We start from the raw sequence: 16,651 nt of genomic DNA on the forward strand, positions 1-16,651 counted from the left end.
CGACGTTCGCCGTACGCGTGTGCCACCCTGTTGCGCGCAACAACAGGCAAGGGGAGGGGAGTACGAGTGGCCGCGCCACTGCAGCTGACTCGGATGCACCGCGTTCTCATCGGCGTGGTCGTGACCGGCGCCTTGATCATCGCCGGGATCGGCTTCGCCGGTTCCTACGCGGCCGTCCGAGCGCTGGCCATCAAGAAGGGCTTCGGGAACTTCTCCTACGTCTTCCCGGTCGGCATCGACGCGGGCATCTGTGTCCTGCTGTCCCTGGACCTGCTGCTGACCTGGATCCGCATCCCCTTCCCGCTGCTGCGTCAGACGGCGTGGCTGCTGACGGCGGCGACGATCGCGTTCAACGGCGCCGCTGCCTGGCCGGACCCGCTGGGTGTCGGCATGCACGCGGTGATCCCGGTGCTGTTCGTGGTCGCGGTCGAGGCCGCCCGGCACGCGATCGGCCGCATCGCCGACATCACGGCCGACAAGCACATGGAGGGCGTCCGCCTCACCCGCTGGCTCCTCTCCCCGGTCCCCACGTTCCTCCTCTGGCGCCGGATGAAGCTGTGGGAGCTGCGCTCCTACGACCAGGTGATCAAGCTGGAGCAGGAGCGCCTCGTCTACCAGGCCCGCCTGCGCTCCCGCTTCGGCCGGGCCTGGCGCAGGAAGGCCCCGGTGGAGTCCCTGATGCCGCTGCGCCTGGCCCGCTACGGCGTCCCCCTGGCGGACACGGCCCCGGCGGGCCTGGCGGCGGCGGGCATCGAGCCGACCCTCGTCCCGGCCGTCGCGGGCGGTCGTGCCGCCGGGGCGGCGCCCGCCCCGCGGAGAGCGGCACCTCAGGGCGAGCAGCGCCCCCAGTTGCCCGGTCAGGGCACCGGGCACCCGGAAAACGTCCCGGTCGACGAAGAGAGCCCCTGGTTCCAGGCCCAGCGCCAGATCGAGTACCAGGGCGGCTACGACCCGACCTACGACCCGATGATGCAGGAACCTCAGTACGCCCCCGAGGAGCAGTACGGGGAGTGGTACGAGGACCAGCCCCCGGAGCAGTTCCAGCAGCCCTCCCCGGAGGAAACCGGCAGCTTCCCCATCCCGGTGGGCCCCAACCGCACCCGCGAACTGGGCGAGGGCGGCGGTCCCCCGGAGCCGGACGAGGACGCGTACTACCAGGTCTTCCGTGAGTCGATCAAGAGCGGGAACGGAGCTCCCACCTCCCGCGGTTTCATCGCCGACGTCGAGGCGACCTACGGGATCAAGCTCCCCGAGGCCGAGTCGAAGCGCATGCTGAACCGGTTCTCCAACCGCCTCAACGCCGAACTGGCGGACGAGCACATCGCCTGACCGGCACAAGAGGAACGGCACGAGAAAAGGGGCCCCCTTTCCGGGAGCCCCTTTTCCGTCACCGTTTACGCGCCGAGCAGGTGCCGCACCCGGTCCTGCCCCACCGCCAGCAGCAGCGTGGGCAGCCGCGGTCCCGTGTCGCGCCCGACCAGCAGGTGGTACAGCAGCGCGAAGAACGACCGCTGAGCCGTCTTGATCTCCGGCGGCAGCTCCTTGGGCGTGGCGTCGGCCGGGAACCCGGCCTGCACCTTCGGCACGCCGTACACCAGGTGGGTCAGCCCGTCGAGCGACCAGTGCTCGGCGAGCCCGTCGAGCAGCAGCCGTACCGACTGCTGGGACGCCTCGTCGAGGGACTTCAGCAGTTCGGCGTCGGGCTCGTCACGCACGATGGTCCGCTGGTCGGCGGGCACGTGCGTGTTGATCCACGCCTCCGCCCGGTCGTAGCGCGGCCGTGCCTCGTCCAGGGTGGCCAGCGGCTGCTCCGGGTCCAGCTCGGAGAGAATGCGCAGGGCCTGGTCCTCGTGGCCGGCGGTGATGTCGGCGACGGACGCGAGCGTGCGGTACGGCAGCGGACGCGGCGTCTTCGGCAGCTCACCGGCGGCCGTGCCCACCGCGCGGGCGTACGCGGCCGCATCGGCCGGCAGAGCGGAACCGTCCGCGACCTTGCCCGCGAGCTTGTCCCACTCGTCGTACAGCCGCTGGATCTCCTGGTCGAAGGCGATCTTGAAGGACTGGTTGGGCCTGCGGCGGGCGTAGAGCCAGCGCAGGATCTGCGGCTCCATGATCTTCAGCGCGTCGGCAGGCGTCGGGACCCCGCCGCGCGACGAGGACATCTTCGCCATGCCGGAGATGCCCACGAAGGCGTACATGGGCCCGATGGGCTGCTTCCCGCCGAAGATGCCGACGATCTGACCGCCGACCTGGAAGCTCGACCCGGGCGAGGAGTGGTCGACACCGCTCGGCTCGAAGATCACGCCCTCGTACGCCCAGCGCATCGGCCAGTCGACCTTCCAGACCAGCTTGCCGCGGTTGAACTCGCTCAGCCGGACGGTCTCGGCGAAGCCGCACGCGGTGCAGGTGTACGACAGCTCGGTGCTGTCGTCGTCGTAGGAGGTGACGGTCGTCAGGTCCTTGCCGCAGCCGCCGCAGTACGGCTTGTACGGGAAGTACCCGGCGGAGCCGGAGGAGCCGTCGTCCTCGCCGGCCGCGCCCGAGCCCTCCTCGGCCTCCAGCTCGGCCTCGTCGACGGCCTTCTGCTGCTGCTTCTTCGGGGCCTTCTTCGTGCGGTACTGGGCGAGGATCGCGTCGATGTCACCGCGGTGCTTCATGGCGTGCAGGATCTGCTCGCGGTAGACACCGGAGGTGTACTGCGCCGTCTGGCTGATCCCGTCGAACTCCACACCCAGCTCGGCCAGCGAGGCGATCATCGCGGCCTTGAAGTGCTCGGCCCAGTTCGCGTACCCCGACCCGCGCGGCGCCGGGACGGAGGTCAGCGGCTTGCCGATGTGCTCGGCCCAGGACTCGTCGACGCCCTCGACACCGGCCGGGACCTTGCGGTAGCGGTCGTAGTCGTCCCAGGAGATCAGGTGCCGGACCTGGTACCCGCGGCGGCGGATCTCGTCGGCGACCAGGTGCGGGGTCATGACCTCGCGGAGGTTGCCCAGGTGGATCGGACCCGAGGGAGACAGGCCGGACGCGACGACTACGGGTTTACCCGGGGCCCGGCGCTCCGACTCCTCGATGACCTCATCCGCGAAACGGGAGACCCAGTCGGTGGTCTCGGTGCTCTGAGCCACGATCGGCACGTCCTTCTTTCTGAACGGGGTGGCACTCCATCTGATCGGGGTGACACTCCATTCTCACAGACCGACTCGCGCCCGCGAAAACGGCTTTACCCGCCGTGGGATACTGACCGGGACTATCCATCCCCACGAGGAGAACGGCACCCCTTCCTATGGCCTCGGTCACGTCCCTCAGCGACTCCGTCCAGCAGCACCTCGCGTCCGCCCTCTCGGCCACCCTGCCGGAGGCCGCCGGCGCGGACCCGCTGCTGCGACGAAGCGACCGGGCCGACTTCCAGGCCAACGGCATCCTGGCGCTCGCGAAGAAGGCGAAGGCGAACCCGCGGGAGCTGGCGACGCAGGTCGTCTCCCAGGTCGTCACCGGAGACGAGCTGATCCAGGACGTCGAGGTCTCGGGCCCCGGCTTCCTCAACATCACGATCGCGGACAGGGCGATCACCGAAACCCTGGCCGCGCGGTACGCGGACGAGACGGGCCGCCTCGGCGTGCCCTACGCCGAGCACCCCGGCACGACGGTGATCGACTACGCCCAGCCGAACGTGGCGAAGGAGATGCACGTAGGCCACCTGCGCTCCGCCGTCATCGGCGACGCTGCGGTGCGGCTCCTCGAGTTCACCGGCGAGAACGTGGTCCGCCGCCACCACATCGGCGACTGGGGCACCCAGTTCGGCATGCTCATCCAGTACCTGGACGAGCACCCGCACGAGCTGGACCACAGGGCGTCCGCCGAGGACACCGCGGCTTCGGGCGAGGAGGCGATGTCGAACCTGGACCGCCTCTACAAGGCCGCGCGGAAGAAGTTCGACTCCGACGACGAGTTCAAGACCCGCGCCCGCCGCCGGGTGGTCGACCTCCAGGCAGGCGACCCGCACACCCTCGCCATGTGGCAGAAGTTCGTCGACGAGTCGAAGATCTACTTCTTCTCCGTCTTCGAGAAGCTGGACATGGAGATCCGGGACGCCGACATCGTCGGCGAGTCGGGCTACAACGACATGCTGGCCGAGACCTGCCGCCTCCTGGAGGAGTCGGGGGTGGCCGTCCGCAGCGAGGGCGCCCTCTGCGTCTTCTTCGAGGACATCAAGGGCCCGGACGGCAACCCGGTCCCGCTGATCGTCCAGAAGTCCGACGGCGGCTACGGCTACGCGGCCACCGACCTCTCCGCGATCCGCGACCGCGTCTTCAACCTCAAGGCGCACACCCTCCTCTACGTGGTGGACGCCCGCCAGGCCCTGCACTTCAGGATGGTCTTCGAGACGGCGCGCCGGGCCGGCTGGCTGGGCGACGACGTGAAGGCGCACCAGCTGGCCTTCGGCACGGTCCTCGGCAAGGACGGCAAGCCGTTCAAGACCCGTGAGGGCGAGACGGTCCGCCTGGTCGACCTCCTCGACGAGGCGATCGACCGCGCCTCGGCCGTCGTACGCGAGAAGGCCCAGGACCTCTCCGAGGAGGAGATCGCCGAGCGGGGCGCCCAGGTGGGCATCGGCGCGGTGAAGTACGCGGACCTGTCGACGTCGGCGAACCGGGACTACAAGTTCGACCTGGACCAGATGGTCTCCCTGAACGGCGACACGTCCGTCTACCTGCAGTACGCGTACGCCCGAATCCAGTCCATCCTGCGCAAGGCCGGCGAGACCCGCCCGGCCGCGCACCCGGAGCTGGGACTGGCCGACGCCGAGCGCGCCCTGGGCCTGCACGTGGACGCGTTCGCGCAGACGGTGGCGGAGGCCGCGGCGGAGTACGCCCCGCACAAGCTGGCCGCGTACCTCTACCAGCTGGCCTCCCTCTACACGTCCTTCTACGACAAGTGCCCGGTCCTGAAGGCCGAGACGCCGGCGCAGGTGGAGAACCGCCTGTTCCTCTGCGACGTCACGGCCCGCACCCTGCACCAGGGCATGGCCCTGCTGGGCATCCGGACGCCGGAGAAGCTCTGACCGTATGCGCCGAAGGCGCCGCGCCCCGCGGTCCCCGGGGCGCGGTGCCGACGGAGCGTGACAACTCGCTTGCGCTCCAGTACGGTTGACGCCTGCCCGCTGGCGGGCAGGGGGACGGCGCGTCGGGGGTGCTCGTTGGTTGTGGTGGTCTCGCCTGCATTAGGTTCCGTTCGTCCCGGGTCTTCCCTGTCCGGTGCGGACCGCACTCCCATCCGACGGCCGCGATGATCACCGCTCAGGGCTCGCTGACCGCCGAGAGCCTGTACGGGCAGGCCGATGAGGCAACCGCCCTGTGGCGTGCCGGACCGATCGACGCGGGCGGCAATCCTCATCTGGAGGAACACGCGGTCGTTCTCGAACCGGCGGCCGAGGCGGCTGCCGCCCGGGTGCCCGCACCGTCGGGGCTGCACAACCTTCCTGCCGTCAAGGACGGTCTGGTCGGGCGGACGGACACCCTCGGAGGACTTCGCGAGTCGCTGACATCCGGTGCGGGTGTGATCTCACAAGCGGCGGCCATCCATGGGCTCGGCGGCGTGGGCAAGACGACGCTGGCTCTCCACTACGCGCACACGCACCTCGCGGACTACTCGCTGGTGTGGTGGATCACCGCGGAGAGCGAGGAACAGATCGCCTCGGCTCTCGCCGATCTGACCGCCCGCATCCATCCGGCCGGGATGCCGGAGGCCAGTGCCAGGGAGCGCACCGAGTGGGCCGTGAGATGGCTGCAGGCCCATCCCGGCTGGCTCCTCGTCTATGACAACGTCAATGATCCGCTGCACGTCAATCCGTACCTCAGCCGGCTCCTCGGATCCGGCCATCAGCTCGTCACGAGCCGCAGGCGAGCCGGATGGCGGGCCGGAACGCACGTGGTGAGCCTCGATGTGCTGTCTCCGCCTCTGGCCGTCGACCTGCTGTGCGACGTGGCGTTCCCCGCCCGTCGCCCAACCGCGGCGGAGCGGAGCCAGGCGGCCCTGCTCGCGTCGGACCTGGGGCACCTCCCCCTGGCCCTGGCACAGGCAGCGGCTTACGTACGCGAGACAGACACGTCCTTCTCCGCCTACCGGTCGAAGCTGGCCGCCACCGGAGAAGCGCTGGGGGCGACGGCGCCTTCCGAGGGGCTCGACCGGGCCATCACGCAGATCTGGCTGACGAGTTCGCGAGCCATCGGCGAGCGGTGCCCGATCGCCGTCGAACTGATGATGTCACTGGCGTGGTACGCGCCCGAAGCGCTCCCGGTGCGGGTCCTCTGGTCGTTGGCGGGGAGCGAGGCCGAGGCACGCACGGCCGTGGACATCCTGGCCGACTACCACCTGGTCGGTCTCGGCCAGGACTCCGTCTCGCTGCACCGGCTGATGCAGAAGACCCTCCGGGCGGCTGCCTCCGCGCGGGCGGCCGACATTCGCAGCCGCGCGGAACAGGCTCTGGCCAGAGCGCTCCCCGACATGTCCGCCATGGCCGGCGAGGCGGAGCGGACCGTCTGGCAGCGGTGGCTCCCGCACGTTCAGGCGCTGGCGAAAGCCGGCCCTTCGTCCGCTCCCTGTCACGAAGTGACGGTGATGTACCGGCGTGCGGCCGGAGAACTCATCGCCCGCGAGCAGCATGTGCTGGCCATCCCCCTGTTCGAGTGTGTGGTCGGGAACCAGCTGCAGCTTCTCGGCATGGATGACAGCGCCACCCTCGCCGACCAGGACCGGCTCGCCGAGCTGCACGCGAAGGCCGGTGACCCGGCCAAGGCCGTGCGGCTGTGCCGGGACGCCTTCCTGGACCGCATGCGGCTGTCGGGCAGGGACGCGGAGTCGACGCTGGCCAGCAGGCACCGGCTCGCCTACGCGTACCGGAAGGCCGGAAACCTCCTGGCCGCCGTGCGCGAGTTCGAGGCCGTGCTCGCCGACCGCCGGCGCGTCCTCGGCGACGACCACCCCGACACCCTCACCAGCCGCAACGACCTGGCCTACGCACGCCAGATGGCAGGTCAGTACCGGCTCGCGGTGGAGGAGTTCGAGGCCGTGGTCGCCGACCGCCGGCGCGTCCTCGGCGACGACCACCCCGACACCCTCACCAGCCGCAACAACCTGGCCTACGCGCACCGCAGAGCCGGGGATCACCAGCTGGCGCTGCGGCTGTACGAGCAGGCGGTGGCCGACCGGGAGCGGGTCCTGGGCGCCGACCACCCCGACACCCTGACGAGCAGAGGATGGCTGGCCTCCGCCCATGAGACAGCGGGCAACCAGCAGCAGGCCATCTCCCTGTACACGGCCTTGCGGGACGATCGCAGCCGCATCCAGGGCGAGGACCATCCGGAAACGCTGAAGACCCGTCAGAGCCTTGCCTACGCCCTGATGAACGCCAAGGGCCCTGACGCGGCTCTCCCGGAGTTCGTCTCGCTCGCCGAAGACAGTGGACGGTGTCAGGGCCCCGACCACCCCGACACGCTCGACTACCGCGACGACATCGCCTATGCCCACCGGACCCGCAAGGACTACGCACAAGCGATCGCGGGGTACGAGGAACTGGTCGAGGACTATGCCCGGGTCCGGGGCGCGGAGCACCCGGAGACACTGCGCACGCGCCATGCCCTCGCCTACACCAGGCAGCTGGCCGGCGATCACCGGAGGGCGATCGGGGAGCTTCAGGCCCTGCTCGACGACCGCGTCCGCATCCAGGGTGAGGACCACCTCGCCACACTGGCCGCCGCCGAGAACCTCGCCTACGCGTACCAGACGGCTTCCGATCACGCACAGTCCATCGCGCTGTACGAGCGCGTCCTGCGCGACCGGATCCGGATCACGGGTGACGAAGCCCCCCGGGTCCTCGACACGCGCGGGAATCTCGCCCGCTGCCGTCAGCTGGCCGGTTTCCCGGAGCGTGCCGTTTCCGAGTTCCGTGGCCTGGTGGCGGACCAGGTGCGCGTCCTGGGCGCCGAGCACCCGGACGTGTACTTCACTCGCCGGTCACTGGGCGGGGCGCACACCGCCGCCCAGGAGCACGCTACGGCGATCAGCCTGTACCAGCAGCTCATCGAGGAGATGGAGCGGGCACTGGGGGCGGATCACCGGGACGTCCTCAACACAAGAGGCTGGCTCGCCGAGGCCTATCGGCTGGCCGACCAGTACGACCGTTCCATCTCCGCGTGGGAGGCGCTGGTCGCGGACCGCCGGCGTGTCCAGGGGGCCGACCACCCCAGTCTCGTGGAGGCCCGGCACCAGCTGGCGTGGGCGCTTCGGTCCGCCGGCGAGTACGGACGCGCGATCGAGATCTACGAGGACGTCCTCAGGGACCGTATCCGGCTGCACGGCGCGGACAGCCGGAGCACGCTGATCGAACGCAACGAGGTGGCTCTCTGCCGCCAGTACGCGGGTCAGCACGAGCAGGCGATCACCGAGTTCACCTCGCTCGTGGCCGACTACCGGCGGGTATGGGGCGAGGACCACCCGGACACCCTGGTCGTCCGCGCGAACCTCGCCCACTCGTATGCGGCCGCCGAGCGTCACGACGAGGCCAGGTCCCTGCTGGAGGACGTGATCCGCGCGTGGGTCCGGCTCAAGGGGAGGGATCACGCGCAGACGCTGAACGCCCGCCGAAGCCTCGCCTCGTCGTTCAGGGAGGCCGAGGAGCATCGACTCGCGCTCGCCGAGTTCGAGGCGATCCTGGCCGACCGGACACGGTCGAACGGAGCCGATCACCCCGACACCCTCGCCGCCCGCGACGACCTGGCCGGCGCCTGCCGTGACGCGGGCGACTACCAGCGAGCGGCGCTCCTCTCCCAGCAGAGCGTCGAGGACTGGAGCCGGCTCCAGGGCCCGGACCACCCCCAGACGCTGCTCGCCCGCAACTGGCTGGCCTATGCGCACCAACTGGCGGAGGACCACGACGAGGCGATCGGCGCGTTCGAGGTGCTCGTAGCGGACCGCGAACGTATCCAGGGCCCGCTCCACCTCGCCACCATCATCGCCGGTGAGAATCTGGCCTACGCCTGCCGGGGCGCGGAGGACCACGAACGGGCCGTCCAGCTCTACGAGTACTGGCTGGAGCGGCGGCTCGAGGTCCAGGGACGCGACCACGCCCAGGTGCTCACCTCACGGCATGGGCTGGTGCGCGCCCGGCTGGCCGCCGACGACTTCGCCGGGGCGCTGCGCGACGTCGAGGCGCTGGTGGCGGACCGGGAGCGAACGCTGGGCGCCTCGCACCGCGACACGCTCAGCGCTCGGCTCACCCTCGCCCTGGTGCTTCAACGGTCGGGGCGGACCGCGCAGGCCATCGGGCTTTCGGAGCGGATCGTCGCCGACTGTGCCCGTTTCCTGGGAAAGGATCACCCGCTCACGTTCGCGGCGCGGAGCAGGCTCGCGTTCGCGCACCGCGCGGCGGGGCACTACGCCCGGTCCGTCCGGCTCCAGCGGGAAGGGCTGGCCGATCTCGTCCGGACGCGGCATGCGGACCATCCCAGAGTCCTCGGCGCACGCGCCGCGCTGACCAGGGCTCTTCGGCTCTCCGGCGCCTACAAGGACGCCGTGGGCGAACTGGACTCGCTGGTCGACGACGGCCTCCGGCTGTACAGCCCCCTTCACCCCGACACCATCGGGTGGCGCGTCGATCTGGCCTTCGCGTGCCGGGACGCGGGCGATCACTGGCGGGCGATCGTGGTCATGGAGGAGTTGCTCCGCGACTGCCGGACCGTTCTGGCCGAGAACCACCCCACGACCCTGGCCGCCCGTTCCCACCTCGCGCTGCTGGCCACCGAGTTCGGATCCCCGCAGCGAGCCGTGACCCAGTTCGAACAGCTGGTCGAGGACGCGTCGAGGGTGTACGGCTCCTGCCACCGCGTCCCGCTCCGGTTACGGAACGCCCTGGCCTATGCGCTGGTGCAGGCGGGCGACCCCGAAAGGGCCCTTGCCGTCTACCGCGCGTCGCTCGCCGATCGCGCCCGGCTGCTGGAACGGCTGGGTTACCCCGGTACCCCCGAGGGCATCGCCGAGGCTCACCGGCAAGCCGGGGCCGCCCACGCCGACGGCCATGCCAGGTCGGTCGTCCTGGTGTGTGCGTACCGTCCCGACGACGGCTATCCGACGTGGGCGGAGAGACTGGCCCGCGCGATGGCCGAAGCGGGGGATCCCGGCGGAGCCGTAGAGCTGCTGCGGGCGGTGCACGCCGGCCGCGAACGCGTCCTCGGTCCCGGACATCCGGACACGCTGGACACCCTGACCATGCTGGCATTCGTCTGCGCGGAGGCGGGACAGCACGACGCCGAGCCCTCCCACGACGAGTTGCTGACGCGTTGGAAGCAGTCGCTCGGGCCGGACCATCCGCGCCTGGAGGCGCTCCGCGCGCAGCTGGCCCGGCTGAAGCCCGCCTGGCTGCCGCGCATGACGCTGCTGGACGACCCGGGCGTCGGAACCGGGGCGGCCATCGAGGTATGGCTGCAACGCTCCGGGGGCACGGCGACGCCGGACCTGCCGCCGCTGCTGCTGGTGGCGGGAACACGTACGGCTGCGGTGATCGAGCCGGCCGCACAGGAGTACGTGCCCGGGGCCGAGCCGGCCCGGTTCAGCTTCACCGCCAAGGAACCCGGCCCGCACCGCATCAGGTTCACCGTCTACGACCAGGAGTACGGCTCCGTCCTGCAGGACCTGGAGGCAACCGTCCACGTCCCCGATCCCCCTGTCCCGGACTCCCCGGGGAGAGGCTGACCCACCATGCCCCAGGACCTGACCGTCGACATACGCGACAACCCCTCGCTCGACTACACGATGCTGCCACGGCAGCGAACCGGCTCGAAGAACCCGCCGCGCAGTGAACCCCTGGACCTCAACGTCGTGTTGCGTCACAACGGAGGGGACGACCTCTCACTCCTGGTCTGGGGGCAGGCGGTACCCCCCGTACGCACCCGCTCACCGCGTGCCTCCCTGTCCGTCCCGGCCCCGACCCTGGTGCAGAAGGCCGCCCGGCTGCGGTCGATCTGGCGGGACCGCGTGGTCGGACACACGGAAACCACTGACGGAGAGGACCGCTATCCGCTCGCCGAGACGGCGGATCTCTCCGCGCACGCCGAGCTGATGAACCGGCTCACCGGCGAGATGGCCGAGGAGGGCGCCTATCTGCTCGACTGCCTGCTCGGCGGCGACAGCCACGAGGAGCGCTCGCTGCGGGCTCTCGTCATGGACGCCCTGGGCGGGGACCGGTCCCTGCGGATCAGCTTCGACTCGGAGCTGTACCTGCCCTGGCCCATGCTGTCCTTGGATCCGGCGGACCACGACGGGCCGTGGGGCTCGTTCCTCGGCTACCGGCACCAGATCGAACAGACCGGCGGCCCGTGGCCGCCGTACGACACCGGATGGGGCTCACGCGCCCAGGCGATCACCAGCCTCAACACCGACACCCAGTTGGACTCGGTCGGCAGAGCACCCGACGTACGCAAACTGCTGGAAGAACGCTCCAGGCTCACCGTGCGCACCGAGGCCGGTCCGCTCCTCGAAGCGTTGTCCGGCTCGGACTTCGACGAAGACCTCATGTACTTCTGGTGCCACGGCCATTTCGTCGACAACGGATCGCCGCATCCACACCTGGTGCTCCGGCTCTCCGACGAGCGGCACATCGATGCCGACAGCGTCGAACTCAGGCGCAGTCGCATCAAGTATCCCGGACGTGTTCGCTTCAAGCCCTTCGTCCTGCTCAACGCCTGCCACGCCGGACAGGCCGCAGCCGCTCCCCAGCTGGAGCACCTGGGCCGGGCGCTCATCAAGTTCGGCGCCGACGGTGTACTGGGACCGCAGATCGAGATACCCCAGGACTTCGCGAGCGAGTACGCGTACGAGTTCCTGAATCTCTACCTGAGCGGTGAGTGCACGGCGGGCGAGATCAGCCGAGGGCTGGTGCGCCGCTTCGCCGAGGACTTCCACAATCCACTCGCGCTGACCTACTCACTGCACTGCGGCCTCGACAGCAGACTGGACCTCTCTTCGTGACACGCACGCCGGCACGTTCCCCTTCATCGCCCCGACCCGCCGTCATCGACCTGGACGAACAGGGGAGGATCCGGACGCCGGGCACCGGCACACCGGTGCCGGACCGCAGGATCCGCGAACATCTGGAACGCCGTCTGCGGATCCCCGCCTGGGCGAGCGACATATACGTGTACGTCCACGGCTGGCAGACCGCGCCCGAAACAGCGGTACGCAGCGCGGCCCGGCTCCTGCGGCACGCGTCGGACCTGCGGTCCGCCCGGCCGGAACGGTATCCCGGCGTACGCGCCGGCTACCGGCCCTGGTGCGTGGTGATCCGCTGGCCCTCCTCCAGCCTGCCCTCGCTGAGGGGCTACCGCAGGATCCGGGACCGGGCCCATGCGATGAGCGCCCAGGGAGTCGGCCAGGCGCCCTACGTACTCGCCCATCTTCTCGGCTATCTGGACGACCGGCGGGCCCATCCCGCCGACCCCTCGGTGCTGGCCAACCGCTCGGGGCAGTACCTGCACCTCATGGGACACTCCTTCGGGGGGCGGTTCCTCTGCGAGGCGGTGCAGCGGGCGGCCGAACGCCCACCGCGTCCCCCTGTACTCGGCTGGAGCACTCCGCGACACCGCAGCCTGCCCTTCACCGTCGACAGCATGCTGATCTTCCAGATGGCCGCTCCCCGTGACGCTTTCGTCCGCCACTTCCCCCGACTGTTCCCCTCCGAAGAGCATCCCGGCGCCCCGCTCAGGGGCCCTCTCGTCCTGACGCACTCCCGCTGGGACCGGGCCACGGGCTTCTGGCATCTGCGCGCCGAAGGAGCCGCCGGCATCGGGCACTCCGGGGTCGGCGCCGCCCCCGTGGCCCAGTTCACCACCCGGCTGCTGCCCACCGACGCCGTGTATCCGCAGCAGGCGCTGGACCACCGCATCGTCAACGTGGACGCGGGTTGGCTCTACCGGGGCGGCCGGCTCACCCGCCTGGCTCCCGCGGGCGCCCACTCCGACTTCCAGCGAGCCGAGTCCGCCCACCTGCTGCTGACACTGTCGGAACGCTCCCGATGATCTCCGTCAGAGGCTGAGCGCCGCGTTCTCCTCGGCAAGCTCCAGGGCGCGGCGTGCCAGGGCCTGGCGTACGGCGTCCGGGGCGAGGACCCGCAGGGGTGTCCCCAGGCCGAGGAGGTAGCGGGCGAGGCCGTCCGGGTCGGGGCCGCCGATGTCGACCAGGGTGGCGTCGGGGCCGTCGGGGCGGTGGGTGCCGACCGTGGGCGGGACGAGGCGCAGGGCCCGGTCAAGGGGAAGGGGGAGGCGGACGGTCGCGGACACGGGGTAGGGACCGTTCGCGATGTTGCGGGAGACCAGGCGCGCCGGGTCGGGTGAGTCGGTGAGGTCCGCCGGGTGGCCGGTGGGCTGGAGGCGGTCGACCCGGTCGGCGCGGAACGTACGCCACTGGCCTCGCGACACGTCACGCGCGACGAGGTACCAGCGCCGGCCGGTGTGGACCAGTCGGTAGGGGTCGACGTCCCGGACCGTGCTCCTCCCCTCCCCGTCCGTGTACGACAGCCGGGCCCGTTCGCCTCGGCGGCAGGCGACCGCCAGTTCCAGCAGCAGGCCCGGCCTGATCCGGGGGCCGTCGGCTCCGGGGAGCCGTACGAAGGCGTCGTCCAGGTCACCGAGGCGGTCCGCGATGCGCCGGGGCAGGACCTGCCTGAGCTTCAGCAGGGCCGACAGGGCTGCCTGGTCACCGCCGAGCGCGTCGGCGAGGGCCGCCTCGCGCAGGCCGACCGCCACGGCCAGCGCCTCCTCGTCGTCGAGGATCAGCGGCGGCACCCGGGACCCGGCGCGCAGCCGGTAACCGCCCCAGGGGCCGGCCTCCGAGTCCACGGAGTAGCCGAGGTCCCGGAGCCGTGCCACGTCCCGGCGGACCGTACGGTCCGTGACCTCCATGCGTTCGGCCAGCTCGGCGCAGGTCCAGGACGGGCGGGAGGAGAGCAGGGACAGCAGCCGTAGGAGGCGCGCGGAGGAGCTCAGCACGGCGGGAAGTCTGGCACGTTTCCGGGATGACCAGGACCGGAACTGTCCTGGTCATGTCCTAGCGTCCTCCCCATGACCACACAGACCACTTCCGCACCCGCCTTCCGCTACGCCGCCGTCACCTTCGACTGCGCCGATCCCGCCGAACTGTCCCGTTTCTACGGCGAGTTGCTCGGCATGTCCGTCCTCTACTCCAGCGACGACTTCGTCCTGCTCGGCAAGGAGGGCGCGACCGGCCTCGGTTTCAACCGTCTCGCCGACTACCGCCCGCCCACCTGGCCGGACCCCGCGCAGGAGAAGCAGGCGCACATCGAGCTGGGCGTCGACGACCTGGACGCCGCGGAACAGCGGCTGCTCGAACTGGGCGCCGGCAAGCCCGGGTTCCAGCCCGGTGGGGAGCGGTGGCGGGTGCTGCTGGACCCTGCCGGGCACCCGTTCTGCATCACGACGCTGGTCTAGTCAGCTGCTGATGAGGGTTTCCCGGACGGGGTCCCGGCGTGACCGTCGGCCCCGGCCGCCGCGTGGCGCGCGTTGGGGCCAGAACAGTACGTACGCCGCCGAGCCGATCCCGAAGGCGAGGCGGATGAACCCCTGGGCGGCGTCCGACGGGACCACCAGGGCGCTGCCGTAGAGGGAGATCAACGCGATCCAGCTCACCCACGGGACCAGGCGGCGTTGGCCTATCGAGTCCCAGAGGAGGGTGCCGAGGAGGACCGAGGCGTTGTAGTACGTGTACACACTGGGGTCGAGCAGGATGCGCGCGTCGGCGGCCAGGAACACGACCGCCGGCCAGCGGTTCCGGCGTACCGCGAGGGCGCCCAGCACCATGCCCAGGGCCATCTGGGCGGGACGGTCCCACCACGGGGTCACAGGGTCGTTCACACCGAACCAGCGCAGTGAGGTCGCTGGTTGGTTGGGGATGGTGAAACGGGCCGCGTGCAGGGTGTCCAGGTGGGTCAGGTAGAAGGGGAGCCAGGCCACCGCCACCAGGCCGACGGTCCAGGCCGCCGCGCGCAGCCGGGTCGGGCGGGGCAGGGCCAGGAGCAAGGGCAGGAAACCGACCGCCCAGGGTTTGGAGTCGACCGCCAGTGCCAGGAGCACACCCACCGCCGTCGCGTTGCCGCGGACCAGTGCGCGGACGGCGAGGGTGGTGAAGAACAGGGCCAGGACGTCGTCGAGGTGGGCGAAGCGGACCGAGACCTCGACCCACATGGGGATGAAGGCCGCGCCGGCGATCAGGACGCGTTGCTGGAGGCGTTTGTGGTTGAGGCCGGTGCCGAGGTTGTGGCCGGCGGCGGCGCGGCCGATCAGGACGAGCATGTACAGGCCGAGGCCGGACATGAACGCGTCGGCCAGTTTCTCGCCGACGTCGGCCGGGAAGGGCGCGAAGAGTCCGGCGGTCAGGAAGCTGACCGGGCCGATCTGCAACTCGGGGTGGTTGGCATAGAGGGCGAGGCCGCCGCCTGTCCTCTGGCCGAAGAGGAGTTGGCGGCCGTCGGTCAGGTAGTGCCAGGAGATGGCGGCGTGGCGTTCGGCCACGACGAACCAGGCGGCCGTCCACAGAGTGAGCAGCACGATGTGCCATCGCACCGGGTAACGCCCGATCCGCACGTTCCGTCCTTCCCTCACCCGTCAACCCGTCACCCGCCCCCATCACAGCACCGCCTGGTAAGAGAGACTTCGGCGGGCGCCGGTTCATCGGTAAGGCCGGTCAACGGCGTTGTCAGTGCCGGGCTTTACAGTCACGGGCATGGCGACTCTTCCCAATCCGCTGCCCAAGCTGGCCACCGACCCCAGCGGGCGTTCCCTCGGGCTCCAACTGCCGCCCGGCAGGCTCGTCGACCTGTCCTACGACGGCTCCTGGCACGAACCTCTGCTGTGGTACGCGGAGAAGCCCGCCGCGCCGGGCACCTGGAAGGCGCTGGGCGCACCGGCTGCCCGCGCCGGTCTGCTGCCGGTACTCGTGGATGCAGGCGGCTCCGGGGACGGCGTGGAGAGCTGGGTGCTGCTGCCCGGCGAGACGTCGTACCCGGGCGATCACGACGCCGAGGACGTCCTCGCGGAGTACTGGGAGGAGGAGACGGAGGACGTCGGGACAGCCGAGGAGGTCGAGCCGTTCGGGGACGAGTGGCCCGGACTCGCGCCCGCCCCCGCCGCCCTCTCCGCCGACCCGGACACCCGCGCCGCGCAGGTCGCCGACGCGCTGGGCGGGGATCCGGAGTCGGGCGTCGAGGAGGCGCACCTCGCCCTGGTTCCGGCCCGCCGGTCCGCCGACATCCCGGCGGCGATCGGCTGGACCGGCCCGGTGAACTACGAGGCCGACGTGGCCCGGATGTGCGCGGTGCTGCGCTCCTGGGAGGACCGCTTCGGCATACGGGTCGTGGCGCTCGGTCTCGACACCCTCGTCGTGTCCGTCGCGGCCCCGCCGGCCACGCAGGAGGAGGCCGAGGCGGTGGCGGCGGAGCACTTCGCGTTCTGCCCGGACAACGTGCTCCAGGGCGAGCAGGACACCCTCCGCGCGTACGCGAAGGACCTGGTCGGGGAGCCCGTCTGGACCTTCTGGTGGGACTGACGGCGGGGCGGGCGGCCACGGGACCGCGTCACCCGGTCCCATT

The 16,651-nt window shown here is 70.8% G+C and carries 10 protein-coding genes; 7 read left to right on the forward strand and 3 right to left on the reverse strand.

Annotated features, from left to right (window positions below; all coding sequences use genetic code 11):
• The first annotated feature begins 93 nt into the window (after positions 1–93).
• Positions 94–1,329: a DUF2637 domain-containing protein gene (locus tag ACWC94_RS21055; RefSeq protein ID WP_450798308.1), complete on the forward strand. Its 1,236-nt coding sequence runs from the start codon at positions 94–96 to the stop codon at positions 1,327–1,329.
• Positions 1,330–1,394: 65 nt separating this feature from the next.
• Here ACWC94_RS21055 and lysS read toward each other — a convergent pair whose 3' ends face one another.
• A complete protein-coding gene (gene lysS, locus ACWC94_RS21060) occupies positions 1,395–3,134 on the reverse strand; it encodes a lysine--tRNA ligase (protein ID WP_450798309.1) in 1,740 nt (579 codons plus the stop codon).
• A 149-nt stretch (positions 3,135–3,283) separates the two neighbouring features.
• Here lysS and argS point away from each other — a divergent pair, with 149 nt between their 5' ends.
• From argS to ACWC94_RS21080, 4 genes are all read left to right on the forward strand, one after another.
• Positions 3,284–5,062 (forward strand): arginine--tRNA ligase, encoded by a 1,779-nt coding sequence (gene argS / locus ACWC94_RS21065; protein WP_450798310.1) that lies wholly within the window; start codon positions 3,284–3,286, stop codon positions 5,060–5,062.
• 224 nt (positions 5,063–5,286) lie between these two features.
• On the forward strand, positions 5,287–10,746 hold the full coding sequence (fxsT, locus tag ACWC94_RS21070; protein ID WP_450798312.1) for an FxSxx-COOH system tetratricopeptide repeat protein: 5,460 nt from the start codon (positions 5,287–5,289) through the stop codon (positions 10,744–10,746).
• A gap of 6 nt (positions 10,747–10,752) precedes the next feature.
• Positions 10,753–12,021, forward strand: a complete 1,269-nt coding sequence (locus tag ACWC94_RS21075; RefSeq protein WP_450798314.1) for a CHAT domain-containing protein — start codon at positions 10,753–10,755, stop codon at positions 12,019–12,021.
• Positions 12,018–13,067, forward strand: coding sequence for a hypothetical protein (locus tag ACWC94_RS21080; protein ID WP_450798315.1), 1,050 nt, complete (start codon positions 12,018–12,020; stop codon positions 13,065–13,067). Before ACWC94_RS21075 ends, ACWC94_RS21080 begins: the two co-directional genes overlap by 4 nt.
• Before the next feature lie 6 nt (positions 13,068–13,073).
• Here the strand turns inward: ACWC94_RS21080 and ACWC94_RS21085 are convergent, their stop codons facing one another.
• The gene (locus tag ACWC94_RS21085; RefSeq protein WP_450798316.1) at positions 13,074–14,036 is read right to left on the reverse strand and encodes a helix-turn-helix transcriptional regulator; all 963 of its coding nucleotides are present in this window, start codon (positions 14,034–14,036) and stop codon (positions 13,074–13,076) included.
• A 72-nt stretch (positions 14,037–14,108) separates the two neighbouring features.
• Here ACWC94_RS21085 and ACWC94_RS21090 point away from each other — a divergent pair, with 72 nt between their 5' ends.
• A complete protein-coding gene (locus ACWC94_RS21090; RefSeq protein WP_450798317.1) occupies positions 14,109–14,495 on the forward strand; it encodes a VOC family protein in 387 nt (128 codons plus the stop codon).
• Here the strand turns inward: ACWC94_RS21090 and ACWC94_RS21095 are convergent, their stop codons facing one another.
• Positions 14,496–15,647 (reverse strand): hypothetical protein, encoded by a 1,152-nt coding sequence (locus ACWC94_RS21095; protein ID WP_450798318.1) that lies wholly within the window; start codon positions 15,645–15,647, stop codon positions 14,496–14,498. It abuts the gene before it with no gap.
• A 139-nt stretch (positions 15,648–15,786) separates the two neighbouring features.
• Here ACWC94_RS21095 and ACWC94_RS21100 point away from each other — a divergent pair, with 139 nt between their 5' ends.
• A complete protein-coding gene (locus tag ACWC94_RS21100; RefSeq protein ID WP_450798319.1) occupies positions 15,787–16,608 on the forward strand; it encodes a DUF4253 domain-containing protein in 822 nt (273 codons plus the stop codon).
• The last annotated feature ends 43 nt before the right edge of the window (positions 16,609–16,651 follow it).

The sequence above is a fragment of the Streptomyces sp. NPDC001135 genome, assembly GCF_053598395.1.